We start from the raw sequence: 16,976 nt of genomic DNA, 5'->3' as shown, positions 1-16,976 counted from the left end.
CAGGTCCATCCGTCCCGCCCCTAGGCTGGCTGCATGAAGCTAGCCAACCTGTTACCTGCCGCCCAGTGGAACCTGTCGACGCCTATTGCAGCGCGTAATCTTTTACGCCTGTTTGCGATCACCCTCGTAGCGGGTGTCTATGTCGGCGCCTACGGTTACATGCGCATGACCCTGAACGAGGAGATTTCGTCCCGGCGCAGGTACATGAACGAGGCCATCTTCAACGCCCAGGATTTCTTTGTCAGCCGTCAGACCTTGCTCAAGTCGCTGGGGCTCTCGACGGTCAAGCACGCTGCCACTGCCAGCGATAGCGATAGCGAAACTTACATTCCGGGCGAGGAAGTCCATATTGTTCTCCGTCAGCCCAGCGGTACCTGGAGCTTGTGGCTGACGCCGCGCATGCTGGATTTTTTGCGCACCAAGCAGACCAACCTGGTATACGTGCCGCACGCTCTGGATGCGTCGGTGCAGTGGCTCTATAGCCGGCCCGAGGTCCTACCCCTGGTCCCCAACGCCGTGCTGCAACGCCTGCGCGGATCGCCCGGCGAACCTGAGAATGAGCAAATCTGGCTGGCGGACCCTGGAGACGATAAACCGCCCTCGCTCTACATTTTCATTGCCATGGATGAGCGCGACCGCGCTTCAGGTTGGCTGGGGCTTGAAGTAGAGGGCCCGCAGCTGGTCGCAGCGTTGCGCCATGAGCAGGCGGGTGAATTCCAGCTGGTCGACAGTGCAAGCCAGATCATCGCCAGCAAGGACCGCGAGCAGCAATTGACTTCCCAGCGCCATACGGCAACGCGCGTGGATGATGGTTTCGGTTGGGAAGGCGGCTACTGGCTCCCGGATCGCCTGAGCATTCGCAAACAGCTCGACCATTCGGATTGGCAGATCATCTACAGCACGCCCTTGGGCTCTATCGTCCCAGCGCTGATTCTGCCGTTCGGGCTGGCAGTGTTGATCAGTGTCGCCGTCACACTGTTGATGCTGTGGCTAGTCCGCCGGGTCGACTTGCGGCTCATCCGCCCGGCAGCTGCTCGAATCGAGGCATTGGTCGAAAGCGAAGCGTTCAGCAGTGCCGTCATCCGCACCGCCCCGGTTGCGCTGTGTGTATTGCGTCGTCGTGACGGTGCGGTAGTGCTGGCCAATCGGCTGAGCGAGCAGTGGCTTGTAATGGGCGATGAGCGAACCCGAGCCTGTCAGGACTGGATTACCCGTGCGTTTGGCAAGCCTGCGCAGACCAGTTGCACAGAAGAGCTGCAAATGGCCGATGGTCGTCACCTGTGTCTGAGTTATGCACCTACCCGCTATCGACGGGAAGATGTTCTGATCTGCGCCTTCAGCGACATCACCGAACGAAAAACCGCCGAGCTTTCGCTGCAACAGGCCAGGGCGCTGGCCGATGCTGCCAATGAAGCGAAAACACTGTTTCTGGCCACCATGAGCCATGAAATCCGCACCCCGCTCTACGGCATGCTGGCAACGCTCGAACTGCTTTCACGCACTCACCTCGATAGCCAGCAAAGGGGGTACCTCAATGCCATCGAAGGCTCATCGGCCACCTTGCTGCAGCTGATCTGCGATGTGCTGGATGTGTCCAAGATCGAGGCCGGGCAACTGGCGCTGGAAGTCAGTGCGTTCTCACCCGTCGAGCTGACCCAGGACGTCATGCAGGGCTATATGGGTGCTGCACAGACCAAAGGTTTGCAGTTGCTCAGCTGCATGGACCCGCAACTTCCTGAACAGGTGGTGGGCGACACGACGCGTACCCGCCAGATCCTTGGCAATCTGCTCAGTAATGCGGTCAAGTTCACCCGCAGTGGCCGGATCATGGTCAGGCTTCATCTGGTTGGGGTAGAAGGAGAGCGCATGATGCTGCGCTGGCAGGTAGTGGACACGGGGCAGGGCATCCCCGAGCAGGACCAGCAACACCTGTTCGAGCCGTTCTTCCAAAGTGGTCCCAGTACCAACACGGTGGCAGGGACGGGCCTGGGCCTGTCCATCTGCAAGCGGCTGGTCGAGTTGATGAACGGGTCGATTCGTGTGTTCAGCGAGCCGGGCCTGGGCAGCAGCTTCTCGTTCACGCTGCCGCTCGGGCAATTGGCGCTCGATGAAGATCAGAGCTGGGCCCAGCCATTGCTCAACCAAGGCGTGATGGTTTATTCACCTGTTCCCGAACTGGCCGATCATGCCGCTGGGTGGCTGCGTCGCTGGGGTGCCCGGGCGCAGGCGATTGGCGTGCCGGACGTACGTCATGAGCCGGGCATCGTACTGGTCGAGTTATGTCCAGGGCCTGCCAGCTCGGCTGTCATCGGGCAATGGCCTGGCCCCTTGGTGGTGGCCTGCGCCGATGAGCATGCGCTTTCGCGTCCTTCGGCTCAATGCTGGCAGGTGGGGCTGAACAATCTTCAGTGCCTCAACCAGGCCGTGAGCCAAGCCCAGGGCATCGAGGCTCGACACAGCGCGACAGCCCGTCAGGCAATGATCGAAACCAAACTGTACATTCATGTGCTGGTGGCTGAGGACAATGTCATCAACCAGCTGATATTGCGGGACCAGCTGGAGAAGCTCGGCTGCACGGTCACCCTTGCCAATGATGGCGAGCAAGCGCTGGCGCTGTGTCAGAAGGAGGTCTTCGACCTGGTGCTGACCGATGTGAACATGCCCAGGATCAACGGGTACCAGTTGGCGCAGCACCTGCGGCAACAGGGCCATGCCATACCCATCGTGGGTGCCACCGCCAACGCCATGCTCGATGAGGCGGAGCGTTGCCTGGGCGCCGGAATGGATCAGTTTCTGGTCAAACCCTTCACGTTGCACGCGCTCTACCAGTGCCTGCTGCCGTACCGTAAGGGCGCGGCCTGATGATCTATCGCGTCTTGATCGTCGAGGATCACCCCTTTCAACACCAGCACCTGGCACAGCTGTTCCGGTCCGTCGGAGGGTTCGACGTCGCGCTGCAAGCCGATGCCAACCTGGCGATCGAGCAGTTGCGCAACCAGGCCTACGACCTTGTCGTCACTGACCTGATGATGCCGCAATTGGACGGCGTACAGTTCATCCAGAAGATGAGCCTGCTACCGACGCCTCCGGCGCTGGGGCTGATGACCGCGGCTTCTACGCGCGTGCTCGCAGGTGTTGGCAAGGTCGCCGAAAACCTCGGGATCCGCCTGGCCGGCATGATCAGCAAGCCCGTGCAGGCGCATCATGTCGCTGCATTGCGTCGCTACATGGATAGCGCCTGCGCTCAAGGCCACTTGCAGCCTCGATCCTGTTCGGGTGGTCATTCGGCCAGCGCGCTTACCCGCGCACTGCAGGCGGGCGAGGTCCAGGCGTGGTTTCAGCCCAAGAAATCCATGCTCGACGGCAGGATCGTCGGTGCCGAGGCCCTGGCCAGATGGCTGCATCCGGCCGAAGGTCTCTTGCTGCCGCGGGCATTTCTGGCCGATTTGGAGGCTGCAAGTCTCGATTTGCAGTTGCTGTACAACATGCTTGAGCAAACGCTCACCGCTCAATCGCTTTGGGCCGCAGAAGGATACAGGCTGCCGGTCTCGATCAATCTGCCTACCCACCTGCTGGACCGTTCCGATCTGGTCGACGCCCTGCACCGAAAGGTTCGAAGACAAGGGGCCGACCCCAGGACCATCACCTTCGAGTTGACAGAAACGTCGACCACCCGGCGCTCCAGCGATTACTTTGCAGGGACGTGCCGGCTGCGCATGATGGGCTTCGGCCTGGCACAGGATGATTTCGGCAAAGGGTACAGTTCCTATTCCAACCTGATCTCCACGCCTTTCACCGAAATGAAGATCGATCGCTCCTTGGTCAATGGTTGTGCATGCAACCCCGACATGGCCATCGCCTTGGCCAGTGCCGTCCACCTAGGGCGCGCGTTGGGGCTGGTGACAGTAGCAGAAGGTGTTGAAACGCGAGATGAGTTGGAGGTTGTCCGCAAGGCTCAGTGTCACCAAGTGCAGGGGTTCATCATCTCCCCAGCCGTGGACCGAGACAACATGCTCTCCTTGCTAAATGGGCAGAGCGTCGAATAAGAAAACGGACGCTCGAAGAAACGTTTCAGCCACGTAAATATGTCGCTATATGGCATGAATTTTGTGTCTGTTAGAGCACTCTCACCTTCATAGAGTGATGTCGACGATCAACACCATGAAAAATGCAAGCTTGCGCATGGACAAACTTGCGCGCAGCTCTCAGCGCCTGAACAAGGCAATCCTGCTACTCAGCGGGCTGATGCTGCTGTTGTCCAGTACGTGTTACTGGGCAGTTTCGCGCCTTCTTGAATCGGAGCAGCAGCGGCTGGAGCTGCATTTTGCCCGGGTGATCGAAATCATCCATGAGCATGAGATCTTCCTGCAGAATCTGGCCAACAGCATGCCAGCCGGTGGCGAGCTTCCTCCACCTGTGGAACAGGGCGTCACGGTGCTCGATTCAACGAGCATCGACGGCAAGACGCTGGTCAAAGCAAAAGGATTCGAACTCTCCTTACCCTTCACCCTGGCCTACCCGGGCAATTTCCAGGCCCAAGAGGTACGCGGCGCCTTGGGGTTGGGGCTGCGTCTGACCGACTACTACGGGGGGTTCTGGGCCCGCTCGTTCTACGCATCGCCGCAACTGTTCGTGCTCGAACGGGGAACGGGTGCAAGCATTGCCGTGCCCGCTGCTGGCGACCAGCGTCAGCATCAGCCCCTGCTGCCTCGCCATTATGTAACCGTGGTCGATCGCTTGGTGCACTTGTTGGCCCAACCCGACATGCTGCCCGACCAGCGTGTCCATTGGGTGCGAGCGCCAGCACGCCTTTACAACGACAACCTGCGCATGGTCGCGCTTTTGAAGTTGGCGCCTGAGCACACCCTCAAGCCGAGTGCGACGGGCGATCGGGAAATGGTTTTGGCTGCGGTAATGGATACGGAGCAGGTCGATGAATTCGAGCGTGTGCTCAGGTTATCGGTCTACAACCAGTTCACCCTGATTTCCCCAGATGGCAAGGTCTTGATGGGGGAGCGCAGCAAGGGCGATCTGGCCCCGCTTGGCCTGAGCTTCAACCGGAGCGGCTTGCGTTTCAAGATGATGTCATCGTCGGGAGACGCGTGGACTGGGCTATACGCCATCAGCTACGGGGATTTTCTGCGCTACGCCAAATGGCCACTGCTTGGCCTGGCGCTGACAATCATCGCTGCGATCCTGCTAGGGCTTTGGGTCAATCACTGGTACAAGTCGCGCATCGTTCGGCCCGCCCAGCGAGCTCAAGTCCGGCTGGCGGAAAGCGAGGCCTTCAGCCGCATCATCCTTCACAACGTGCCGGTCGGGCTGTGCGTTGTGAGGCGCCACGATCACAGGGTGTTGTTGGAAAACGAGTGCGCAGTACAACTGGGCGTTACCGCAGCGGTGCTGCAACTGCTGCGCGATAACCACGGCGACCAAGCGCCGGGCGAACTGTGCCTGCAGGTAGACGGGCGTTACGTCCAGGTGGTGGCGGTCGCTACCCGTTACGACGGAGAAGACGTGTTTCTCTGCGGCTGCAATGACATCACCCGCCACGTCGACGAGCAATTGCAGCTCAACCAGGCCCACCAGCGTGCAACGGCTGCCAATGAGGCCAAGACCGTTTTCCTGGCTACCATGAGCCACGAAATAAGAACCCCGCTCTACGGTGTGCTGGGCAATCTCGAACTGCTGTCGCTGACCGAACTCAGCGAACGCCAGAGGCATTACCTGCAGATCATCGAAACCTCGTCGACAGTGCTGTTCCAGCTGATCAGTAATGTTCTGGATGTGACCAAGATCGAATCTGGGCAGATGGCATTCGAGCATGCCGCTTTCGATCCGCGTCAGCTGGTCGACGACGCACAGGCCAGTTTCGAAGCCACAGCTCAAGGTAAAGGGCTGCAGCTTGAAGCTGAAATAGACGCCCATGTGCCTGCACAGGTAGAAGGGGATGCCGGGCGGATCAGGCAGATCCTGCACAACTTGCTAGGCAACGCGATCAAGTTCACCCCCTCAGGACGCGTACGCCTGCGCTTGATCGTTCAAGAGCGCAGCGATCAGGATGTGTTATTGCAATGGCAAGTGACGGACACCGGAAAAGGGATTCCCGAAAAGGCCCTGGAGCATCTGTTCAAACCGTTCTACCAGGTATCGGCAGGGCAGGAAGGAGGAGGTGCCGGGCTCGGGCTTTCCATCTGTTCACGCTTGAGTGAGTCGATGGGCGGCACCATGCGTGTGGTCAGTGAGCCTGGCCTTGGGAGCAGCTTTTCACTGTTCATACGCTTGCCCGTCGTGGCCTCCACGCCGACCGTGGTACCTGTACAAAAAGAGGGGTCGCAGGCGCTGTCTATGCCGTTGAAATTGAGCGTTTTGGTGGCTGAGGATAACCCAGTCAGCCAGGCGGTCATGCGTGAGCAGCTCGAAGCCATTGGGGCTTACCCAACCGTCGCGGCTGACGGCCACCAGGCACTTCAACTCTGGCACGCCAAGCGTTTCGACATGGTCATCACCGACATCAACATGCCCAAAATGAACGGCTACGCGCTGACCCGCACGCTGCGAGAGGCAGGTGTCGACGTACCCATCATCGGCATCACCGCCAATGCGCTGCGCGAAGAAGGTGAGCGTTGCCTGCAAGCGGGTATGACCGCATGGATAGTCAAACCTCTGAGCCTTGGTGCCCTGCGGCAGGTACTGATGAACCACTGCCCTGGATCGACTGGTACTCAGGCTGCAACCGACCCGGGCAGTGAGGATTTTTCAGGCTGGATTCAATTGTCCCAGCCCATGCGCCAATTGCTTGCCCAGACGTTGACAAGCGATATTGAGCAGTTGGAAAAGGGGGTGATCGAGCACGATGCGGTTCTGGTCGAACAACGGTTGCATAGTTTGAGCGGTGCATTGGCCAGCATCAACGCTACGGCGTTGTACACCGCATGCCAGCGACTGGAAAACATGTTGCAGGAACTGCCGCTGGACGCACGCCTGGGCGGGCAAGTCCGTGCGCTGTGCGAGCGGCTTGCCCAGGTCGCGCAACGCTTGTCAGACGAGATTCCCGGATGAGCCTTGTCCCCTATTGGAGTATTTCTGCATGCCTCATCACAAGGTTGTCATCGCTGACGATCATCCCATCGTCCTGCTGGGGGTGCGTGAAGTCGTTCAGCGCATCGGGCGTTATAAAGTCGTCGGTCAAGCCACCAATTCATCTGAATTGATCGATCAACTGCGCCTGCACCACCCTCGCACCCTGATCACTGACTTCAATATGCCGGGGGATTGTACCTACGGGGATGGTTTCAAACTCATCGAGTATATTTTGCGTCACTTTCCGGACACCCAGGTCATCATTCTGACCATGATTTCCAATGGGTTGATTCTTTCCCGGCTTCAGGAACTAGGGGTGGCAGGGGTCATTCAAAAAAATCACCTGCATGATGAAATCGAAAAGGCGCTCAGTGCCATCCGCAAGCGGCGTCGGTACCGAAGCCCGCTGCCGCCCGCCACATCCGTGGTGCGCGAAGCAGTGAAGGTCGAGGCACGCTTCAATCAGCTGTCCCCCAGAGAACTCGAGGTTGTCCGGCTCTTTGTCACGGGTATGACCGTAGGTGATATCGCTCGGCAACTGTCGCGCAGCAACAAGACAGTCAGTGCCCAGAAAGTGTCGGCAATGCGCAAGCTCAATGTCGACAGTGACCAGGACTTGCTGACTTACTGTATCGAATCCAGGCAATTTCAGTAGCGAGGGTCTGTGCCAGGCTAGGGAGTTGGAAAGCGGGTGCGTGGCCGTAAGCACGCGCGTACACACAATTGGGCACGCATCGTAAAAAGCCCAGCTTCTCGCTGGGCATCCTATCGGCATTCAGCCAGCAATAATCATCCAGCGCGCTACGCTGGATTCAGCCAATCTACACTCCGCTCTTGGATGACCAGTTTGAGCGTAGAGCCAGTTGCATTGGTGTGGCATACCGAATAGTCGCCAACAGGGTATAGCGCATTGCGCCCCCATGGCCCTGACTTGCTTTCCAGTTTGATGTCGACTTGATCGCCTTCGCAGGTTGTCAGATCAAACGCGTTGCCGCTCGACGCTTGTGTGATTCTCCAAGCTGTAGGGTCTTGCTGCTTGATGGGCTTCACTTCCACCAGACCATGGGTTGTTGCGAAAACCCCCTCGCCGAAATGTGCTCCGCTGCGAACGTAAAGACGGTAGCCGTCTTCACTGTGCCGGAAGTAGAGCAACAGAGGTAGGGCAGCAGAAGACTTCTCGAAAGTGACCAGCCCCATCTCTTGACCGTGGGTCCAGTCGTCGTCGGAACAATCAAGTACGCCCAGGGTAGCGGCGCCGTCCACGGCGTATCCAGGGGTGGTAAGGGGGCTTACTAGAGCCACATTACCGCTGGTCATGCTGTCGAAGGTATTCAACGGGCAGTCAGCTGCATACAGTGTCGCGAGAAAAGAGTGCGCTTTGTGATTCATCGTAGACCTCCAGTGTTCAGGGACGAGCTCAGGAGCCTATGACGATGTGCGCGAGGGGACTAACCGGAACGGGTTCCAAACGCAGAATGCAAAAAAGCCCGGCACCTGGCCGTAATGCTGTTCACTTAAGATCGTTGGGGCCGTTTCACGGCCCATCGCGGCACAAGGCCGCTCCCACACTGTCCTGTGAGCCCTTCAACTCAAGCGTCACGCAGTCAGGGTGGGAGCGGCCTTGTGCCGCGATGGTCGCGAAGCGGCACTAAGTGAACAGCATTACGGCACCTGGCCGGGCTTTCCAGTTAGCAATCAGCGATCAGTTGCCGTACACCGGCAGCTTTTTGCAGATGGCTTTGACCTTCTCGCGCACGGCATCGATCACCGCTTCGTTGTTCAGGTCGGCGAGGATGTCGCAGATCCAGCCAGCCAGCTCGCGGCACTCTGCTTCCTTGAAGCCGCGAGTGGTCACGGCCGGGGTGCCGAAACGCAGGCCCGAGGTGACGAACGGGGAGCGTGGGTCGTTCGGGACCGAGTTCTTGTTGACGGTGATGAACGCCTTGCCCAAGGCCGCGTCAGCGTCCTTGCCAGAGATGTCCTGTTTAATCAGCGACAGCAGGAACAGGTGGTTTTCGGTACCACCGGATACCACGTCGAAGCCACGCTCGATGAAGACGCTGGCCATGGCCTGGGCGTTTTTCACCACTTGCTGCTGATAGGCCTTGAACTCTGGCTGCAAAGCTTCCTTGAAGCAGATGGCCTTGGCTGCGATCACGTGCTCCAGCGGGCCACCCTGGGCGCCTGGGAAGACCGCGGAATTGAGCTTCTTCTCGATCTCTTCGTTCTTGCGAGCCAGGATCAGGCCGCCGCGCGGGCCGCGCAGGGTCTTGTGCGTGGTGGTGGTGACGACATCGGCGAAGGGAACCGGGTTAGGGTAGACGCCGGCGGCGACCAGGCCCGCCACGTGCGCCATGTCGACGAACAGGTAGGCACCGACCTTGTCGGCGATGGCGCGGAAACGGGCGAAGTCCAGTACCTGGGAGTACGCCGAGAAACCGGCAACGATCATCTTCGGCTTGTGCTCGACCGCCAGGCGCTCGACTTCGTCGTAGTCGATCAGGCCATTGCCGTCGATGCCGTACTGTACGGCGTTGTACAGCTTGCCCGACGAGCTGACCGAAGCGCCGTGGGTCAGGTGACCACCATGGGCCAGGCTCATGCCCAGGATGGTGTCACCGGCCGACAGCAGGGCCAGGTAGACAGCGGCGTTGGCCTGGGAGCCGGCGTGCGGCTGGACGTTGGCGTAGTCGGCACCGAACAGTTGCTTGGCGCGGTCGATGGCCAGCTGCTCGACCACGTCGACGTATTCGCAGCCACCATAGTAGCGCTTGCCTGGATAGCCTTCGGCGTACTTGTTGGTCAGTACCGAACCCTGGGCTTCCATGACGGCCGGGCTGGTGTAGTTTTCCGAGGCGATCAGCTCGATATGCTCTTCCTGGCGCAGGGCTTCTTGCTGCATGGCTTCGAAGAGCTCGGCGTCGTACTTGGCAATGGTCAAATCACGGCTGAACATGGCGGTCCTCAAGGATCGGGGGTGAAGTGGGTGGGCATTCTACCCCATTGACCCGCCGCTGGCATATGAAGTGGCATCAAGTCGCGGACCAGTGGGGCTCATGTTGCATCCCGCGCCGTTGCTGGGCTGGGCGGGCATTCGAGTTGACTTTCAGGTCCGGTTTTTGGCGTTGCCTGCGTGTGGTGCGCGACCAGGCGTGAGAGGCCTCGCTGCCGTTTCAACCGCAGCGCGAAGGCAGGGTCAAGGGCGGCTCAATTGAACATGAACAACGTCTCATTGGCGAACTGTGCCTCGAACTGATGCGCCGGCATCGGTCGTCCGAACAGATAGCCCTGTACTTCGTCGCAGCCGTGCTCACGCAGGAACTCAAGTTGCTCATGAGTCTCGACGCCTTCGGCGATGACCGCCAGGTTCAGGCTGTGGGCCATGGCGATGATCGCCCTGGCGATCTGCGCATCCTGCTCACCTTCGGGCAGGCCGTCGACGAAGGTGCGGTCGATCTTCAACACATCGATCGGGAACTGCTTGAGGTAGTTGAGCGAAGAATAACCGGTCCCGAAATCGTCCACCGCAATGCTCAGGCCCAGGTTCTTGAGGCTGGCCAGAATCTGCAGCGCTTCGTTCACTTCGCGCATCAGGATGCTTTCGGTCAGCTCAAGCTCAAGACACGCCGGTGGCAGGCCGCTTTCTTCCAGGATGTTGGCAATCCGCGTGCCCAGCTGACCATCGGAGAACTGGCGCGCTGAGATGTTGACCGACACTTTCGGCACACGCACCTTGGCTTTGTGCCAGGCCTTCAGCTGACGGCTGGCTTCGCGCAGCACCCAGTCACCGACGTCCACCACCAGGCCCAGTTCTTCGATGACGGGAATGAAGTCGCCCGGTGGCACCAGGCCGCGGGTGGGGTGCCGCCAGCGCAGCAGGGCCTCGGCACCGGTCAGGCGCTTGCCGTCGCCGCTAAATTGCGGTTGGTAATACAAAATGAATTCGTTCTGCTCCATGGCATGGCGCAGGTCGCTTTCCAGTTCCAGACGCTCCAGGGCACTGGCGTTCATTTCAGCCTGGTAGAACTGGAAGTTGTTCTTGCCGCGCTCCTTGGCGTGGTACATGGCCGTGTCGGCGTTCTTCATCAACTGGCTCAACTCGCTACCATCCTGCGGGCTGAGTGCGATGCCGATGCTGGCCGTGACGAAGAACTCGCGGTTCTCCAGCACGAACGGCTTGACCAGGCTGCCGAGGATATTTTCGGCCACGTGAATGGCGCGGTTCAACGCCAGCTCGCGGGTAGGCCGAGGCTGTAGCAGCAGCGTGAATTCATCGCCGCCCATGCGCGCGACCGTATCGTCCTCGTCCACGCAGGCCAGCAAGCGCAGCGCCATGTCCTTGAGCATGCGATCGCCCGCGGCGTGGCCAAGGGAGTCGTTGATAGGTTTGAAACGGTCCAGGTCCAGAAACATCAACACCACCCAGGCCTTCTGCCGCTCGGCCTGCTGCAGGGCGTTGTACAGCCGGTCCTGGAACAACGTCCGGTTGGGCAGGTGTGTGAGGGCGTCATAGTAGGCCAGGCGGTGAATGCGCTGTTCGCTGGCCTTGCGCTCGCTGATGTCGGTAAAGAAGCACACGTAGCTGGCCAGGTCGCCTTCATCGTCCAGCACGGCAGTGATGCCTACCCAGGCCGGGTAGTGGTCGCCATCGCGGCGCTTGAGCCACACCTCGCCCTCCCAGCTGCCACGCTGGTTGAGCTGCTTGAGGATGTAGCGCAGGTGCGCCTGCTGCTGGTCGTTCATGACCAGCATGCTCGGCAATTGGTCCAGCACCTCGCTGACCGCGTAGCCGCTGACCCGGCTGAATGCCTCGTTGGCCTGCACGATGTAGCCGGCAGGGTCGGTGATCAGAATGGCCGAAGTCGAGTGCTCGAAAACCGTCGCGGCCATGCGCAGGTCTTTCTCTGCACGGCGCTGCTGGCTGATGTCGCGACCCACCCCCAGTACGCCCTCGAAACGCTGGTCGTCATCCCAGACCAGTACCAGGCGCAACTCGATGGGGATCTTGCGGCCGTCAGCGCGCAGGCAGTCGAACAGAAACAGCTGGGTCGGCAGCTGGCCACGCAGTTCGGCCAGTTGAGCCGGGTCGTCCATCGCCTTGCTTACCCGCTCCATCAAACCGTAGATGCCCGTGAGCTGGGCGGGGTTGGCGATGATCGAATGCCAACCGTTGGCGAAGATCCAGTCGGCGTGATAGCCCAGCACGCTTTGCACCGAGGGGCTTACGTAGTCGAGCTTGAGCTGGCTGTCGGTGGAGAAGATCACGTCACTGATGCTTTCGGCCAGCATCCGATAGCGCTGTTCGCTGTCGCGCAGCGACTGGCTTGCCTCGATTTGTACGGTCACGTCCTTGCCTACACCGATAATGCGCGTCACTCGGCCGTCGGCGTCACGCGCCAGCACTTGCTCGCGTATGTCGTAGCAGCGCCAGTTGCCATCACGGTGTCGGAAACGCAGCTGGCAGTGCAGCGGCAAGTCATGGCCGTTGTCGAGCTGCTGTTGGCGCAGGTCCTGGTAATGCGCGGCGTCTTCGGGGTGCAGCAGCAGCTCCCAGAAGCGGTCGCCCATGCGGGCCAGTTCCGTGCGGTCATACCCCAGCGTCTGGCCCAGATGGCGGTTGCTGAAGATCATCCGCTGGCTGTGGATATCCTGGACGTAGAGCTGATCCGGTACGGTACGCACCACGTCCGACCAGAACCGCTCGCGCTCAAGCAACGACAGCTCCACCTTCTTGCGGCTGGTGATGTCGCTGATGCTGAGGATCACGGCCTGGTAGTTGCGGCGCAATTGCGGCAGGCGCGCTGTGAGCCACAAGTGCAGTGCGTCGCCATGCGGAGCAGGCAGGCGCACCTCGAGCTCCAGGGACGGGCGTTGGTCGATCAAGGCCTCGAGCAGCTGCATGCCAACGCTGTCCTGGCCGTCACCGCTGTCGTCGATCAGGCGCTGCCAGGCCTGCTGGTGGTCTTCGAGTTGAAGCAGCTGGCGCGCTACCTGGTTGATTTCGGTGATCTTCAGTTGCGCCAGGAGCGAGCGGCGCAGGTGAGGGTCCAGCATCAGGCTGTGCTTGAGCGCGGCGCGGTTGCGCACGTGATAGCGGTCCAGTTGGCCGGGCAAACTGGACAGGTCCAGCACGCACAGGGCCACACCTGTGCCTTCGAAGATCTCCTGATAACGCCTGCGGTCTTCCTGCAAGGCCCGCTGCCGGCGGCGCATGTTGACCAGCGCCAGCACTGGGAGCAGGGCGCAGAACAGCACCAGCAGGCATTTGCCTATCAAGGCAGGCAGCAGGTCATTGCGCGCCCGGTCAGCGTCGAACAGGCCGCGCAGTTGCCAGGCACTGTTGTCGATGAACGCCAGCATGACGCTCTGCAAGGGCGCGTCGGGGCGCTCGGAGGCCAGGTCGCGTTGCAGCACCTCGCCTGTACGGCTGTTTTCCAGCAGCCATAGCAGATGGTCAGCTTCGTGCAGGTGGCCGGTAAGCGCGCGGTAATAATCAGGCGACAAGCGCAGTAGCCAATGGCCTTGGCCTGGTGATTGGCTCAGCAACAGGTACACGTTGGCGTTGCTGGGCGCATTGGTAAAGAAATAGGGCCGCTCCTGGTTGAGCCTCAGCACCTCACCGATGACTGCGTGGTCGTCGCTGGCAGGTGCACTGTCGGCAACGATCTGCCCGGCATCGTCTATCCAGACCACGCTGCGCAGCGCAGGCACTCGCTCGCGCAGCGTGACCACCAGGGGCCCAGCTGCCGATGCCGCCACGGTTGGGTAGGGCTGGAGCAGGTTGATGGCCTGCTGCGCCTTGAGCGCCATGTTCAGACCCAGGTGGTCCGCCAGCTCGGTCGTGTCTTCCAGGCGCTTGTTGCGCAGTTCGGCCTGGGTCAGGCTGAACTGCGCGAACAGCTGCCATAGCAGCAGCCCGAGCAGAATCAGGGCGAGCAATGCCAGCGCACCCTTGATCGACCCGCGCAGGCTGGCAGCGGGCGCCTTGGACACGCTACGCGATGACGGCGGTGGAGTGAGTGTGATCAAGCGTCGATCCTGCGATGGGCCTGGCGATGGCAGGGAGGGGTCGGGCATGGCGTATGCTTTTTTTATGAGGTAACCGATGCGCGGTGGCGCACTATAAGCCGACCACTCGAAACCGGCTAGCATGCCTCGCATTATGGCAAAGTGCCAGTGCCATTCATGCTTCTGACCGCCCCTATTCGGCAAGCGCATGCCTGCTGTGCGAGAATACCGCCCGCTTTACATGACAATGCCTGGGAGATGTTCGGTTTTGGTTACTCATTTTTCCATCAATGGCCTCGATTCCGCCTGTGGGCGCAGCAGTCAGACCCTTGTCAGCTCTGCCGTGACCGAGGACGTGTCCTGCAAATCGTGCCAGCGCTCACTGGCCAAGCCCGAGGCGGCCACTTCTACCAAGAGCAAGGCGCCGTCGCTGGCCGAGCTGCGCAAGTCTGCCAAGGCACCCGTCCCAGCTGCAGTCGTTTGCGCCGCCCCACGTGCGCCGACGGCGGCATCGGTCACGTCCGGCACCTCTGATAACCGTGTCGCCGCTGCGCAGCCTGCGCGCTCGGGCGGGTTTTGCGTCAAGTCCGCCTGGGCGGCGCGCCTGGCCGAGCAAGGCGACCGTTGCCGACTGCCACGGGGCAAGGTGCGCCAGCGTCACGTCTGAGCAAGGGCTGCTCGCCAGGCGCGGCCACAGGGCATGATCGCTGCTGCTCGACGACCGTTCCAGGCCTGCACCGCCGGCAGATTCAGGCGTGTACAGCGCCGTGATGCCGGCGCGTTGTTGCGGTCGGCGCCTCCTATCAAATACTGCGCGTTGGCGTAGAATGGTCCACTTTGTTCAACGACACCCGACCCCTGGCCGACCCGCTGGGGCGATCGTCGATGTCTTTACCTATCTGAATTAGAGGGCTTGGTTTTGGCTCAATACGTCTACACCATGCATCGGCTGAGCAAGGTCGTGCCGCCGAAGCGGGAAATCCTGAAGAACATTTCCCTGTCGTTCTTCCCTGGCGCCAAGATCGGCGTGCTGGGCCTCAACGGCGCGGGTAAATCGACGCTGCTGCGGATCATGGCGGGCGTCGACAAGGAATTCGACGGCGAAGCCCGTCCGATGCCTGACATCAACGTGGGCTACCTGCCCCAGGAGCCTCAGCTGGACCCGAGCAAGTCGGTCCGTGAAGTGGTCGAGGAAGCCGTCAGCGTCATCAAGGACGCCCAGGCGCGCCTTGACGAGGTCTACGCGGCCTACGCCGAGCCGGACGCCGACTTCGACAAGCTGGCCGCCGAGCAGGCCAAGCTCGAATCCATCCTGCAGGCCGCCGACGGGCACAACCTGGAACGCCAGCTGGACGTGGCCGCCGACGCGCTGCGCCTGCCGGCTTGGGATGCACGTATCGAGCACCTCTCCGGTGGCGAAAAGCGCCGTGTCGCCCTGTGCCGTCTGCTGCTGTCGGCCCCCGACATGCTGCTGCTCGACGAACCGACCAACCACCTGGACGCTGACTCGGTCGCCTGGCTCGAGCGCTTCCTGCACGACTTCCCCGGTACTGTGGTGGCCATTACCCACGACCGTTACTTCCTCGACAACGTCGCAGGCTGGATCCTGGAACTCGACCGCGGCGCTGGTATTCCTTATGAGGGTAACTATTCGGGCTGGCTGGAAGCCAAGTCCGACCGTCTGGCCCAGGAATCCAAGCAGCAAAGCGCCCATGAAAAGGCCATGAAGGAAGAACTGGAGTGGGTGCGCAAAGGCGCCAAGGCTCGCCAGTCCAAATCCAAGGCACGTCTGCAGCGTTTCGAAGAACTGCAGTCGCAGGAATTCCAGAAGCGCAGCGAAACCAACGAGATCTACATCCCGGCCGGTCCGCGCCTGGGCGACAAGGTCATCGAATTCAAGAACGTGACCAAGGGTTATGGCGACCGCGTCCTGATCGACAACCTGTCCTTCGCCATGCCCAAGGGTGCAATCGTGGGCGTGATCGGGGGTAACGGTGCCGGTAAATCCACCCTGTTCCGCATGCTCATGGGCAAGGAGCAGCCGGATTCGGGCAGCATCGAGATCGGTGAAACCGTGCAACTGGCCTGTGTCGACCAGAGCCGCGAGGACCTGGACGGTGCCAAGACCGTGTTCCAGCAGATTTCCGACGGCTCGGACATGATCCGTATCGGCAACTACGAAATCCCGTCGCGTACTTACGTGGGCCGCTTCAACTTCAAAGGTGGCGACCAGCAGAAGTTCGTCAAGGACCTCTCGGGCGGTGAACGTGGCCGTCTGCACCTGGCGCTGACCTTGAAAGAGGGCGGCAACGTCCTGCTGCTCGACGAACCGTCCAACGACCTGGACGTCGAAACCTTGCGTTCCCTGGAAGAGGCACTGTTGGACTTCCCCGGCGCCGCTATCGTGATTTCCCACGACCGTTGGTTCCTGGACCGCGTCGCGACTCACATCCTGGCGTACGAGGACGACTCGAACGTGGTGTTCTTCGAAGGCAACTACACCGAGTACGAAGCCGATCGCAAGAAGCGCCTGGGCGACGCCGCTGCACAGCCGCACCGTGTGCGGCACAAGAAGCTGGCGCAATAAGCCAGATCTTGCTGCACAGAAATGGGGCCCTCAGGGGCCCCATTTTCGTGCGTGTAGCACAACTTGGCACGATCCTGTCGGCAGGTCGTGAGGGCCTACGGCAGACCTTCTAGCGCCTTGTATCTCACGCGTGTTGCTTGAACGATCGCCCCCATCTTTCCCGAAGGTTTGTATACATTTACATAAAACGCACCAAATTATTTCAATAAAACGACATTTCGCCCTGTTGCAGGGCAATTGCTTCTTGGTACATTCGGGAAAAACCAATAAGTCCAATCCTCTTGGTGAGATGTCTACC

At 60.5% G+C, this 16,976-nt stretch carries 9 protein-coding genes; 6 read left to right on the top strand and 3 right to left on the bottom strand.

Annotation, left to right across the window (positions count from 1 at the left end; genetic code table 11):
- The first annotated feature begins 33 nt into the window (after positions 1-33).
- From CWR53_RS19090 to CWR53_RS19075, 4 genes are all read left to right on the top strand, one after another.
- Positions 34-2,862 (top strand): ATP-binding protein, encoded by a 2,829-nt coding sequence (locus CWR53_RS19090; protein WP_100852251.1) that lies wholly within the window; start codon positions 34-36, stop codon positions 2,860-2,862.
- Complete coding sequence (locus CWR53_RS19085) at positions 2,859-4,046, top strand: EAL domain-containing protein (RefSeq protein ID WP_100852250.1); 1,188 nt, start codon at positions 2,859-2,861, stop codon at positions 4,044-4,046. Before CWR53_RS19090 ends, CWR53_RS19085 begins: the two co-directional genes overlap by 4 nt.
- A gap of 115 nt (positions 4,047-4,161) precedes the next feature.
- On the top strand, positions 4,162-7,062 hold the full coding sequence (locus CWR53_RS19080; RefSeq protein ID WP_058603179.1) for an ATP-binding protein: 2,901 nt from the start codon (positions 4,162-4,164) through the stop codon (positions 7,060-7,062).
- 28 nt (positions 7,063-7,090) lie between these two features.
- The gene (locus CWR53_RS19075) at positions 7,091-7,738 is read left to right on the top strand and encodes a response regulator (protein WP_058603107.1); all 648 of its coding nucleotides are present in this window, start codon (positions 7,091-7,093) and stop codon (positions 7,736-7,738) included.
- Between the two features lie 146 nt (positions 7,739-7,884).
- On the opposite strand, the gene CWR53_RS19070 is transcribed toward CWR53_RS19075, so the two are convergent.
- From CWR53_RS19070 to CWR53_RS19060, 3 genes are all read right to left on the bottom strand, one after another.
- Positions 7,885-8,472, bottom strand: coding sequence for a hypothetical protein (locus CWR53_RS19070; RefSeq protein WP_100852249.1), 588 nt, complete (start codon positions 8,470-8,472; stop codon positions 7,885-7,887).
- 313 nt (positions 8,473-8,785) lie between these two features.
- Entirely contained in the window at positions 8,786-10,039 is a 1,254-nt protein-coding gene (gene glyA / locus CWR53_RS19065) for a serine hydroxymethyltransferase (protein WP_023533265.1), read from the bottom strand.
- 251 nt (positions 10,040-10,290) lie between these two features.
- The gene (locus CWR53_RS19060) at positions 10,291-14,160 is read right to left on the bottom strand and encodes a bifunctional diguanylate cyclase/phosphodiesterase (RefSeq protein WP_100852248.1); all 3,870 of its coding nucleotides are present in this window, start codon (positions 14,158-14,160) and stop codon (positions 10,291-10,293) included.
- Between the two features lie 199 nt (positions 14,161-14,359).
- Between CWR53_RS19060 and CWR53_RS19055 the strand changes: the two genes are divergently transcribed.
- Both CWR53_RS19055 and ettA read left to right on the top strand, forming a co-directional pair.
- Positions 14,360-14,758: a hypothetical protein gene (locus CWR53_RS19055; protein WP_100852247.1), complete on the top strand. Its 399-nt coding sequence runs from the start codon at positions 14,360-14,362 to the stop codon at positions 14,756-14,758.
- Positions 14,759-15,010: 252 nt separating this feature from the next.
- On the top strand, positions 15,011-16,678 hold the full coding sequence (gene ettA, locus CWR53_RS19050; RefSeq protein WP_023533201.1) for an energy-dependent translational throttle protein EttA: 1,668 nt from the start codon (positions 15,011-15,013) through the stop codon (positions 16,676-16,678).
- The last annotated feature ends 298 nt before the right edge of the window (positions 16,679-16,976 follow it).

It is taken from the genome of Pseudomonas sp. SGAir0191 (assembly GCF_002812565.2).
In the GTDB taxonomy this organism is placed as follows: Bacteria; Pseudomonadota; Gammaproteobacteria; order Pseudomonadales; family Pseudomonadaceae; genus Aquipseudomonas; species Aquipseudomonas parafulva_B.
This window is presented reverse-complemented; position numbering and strand designations above follow the sequence as displayed.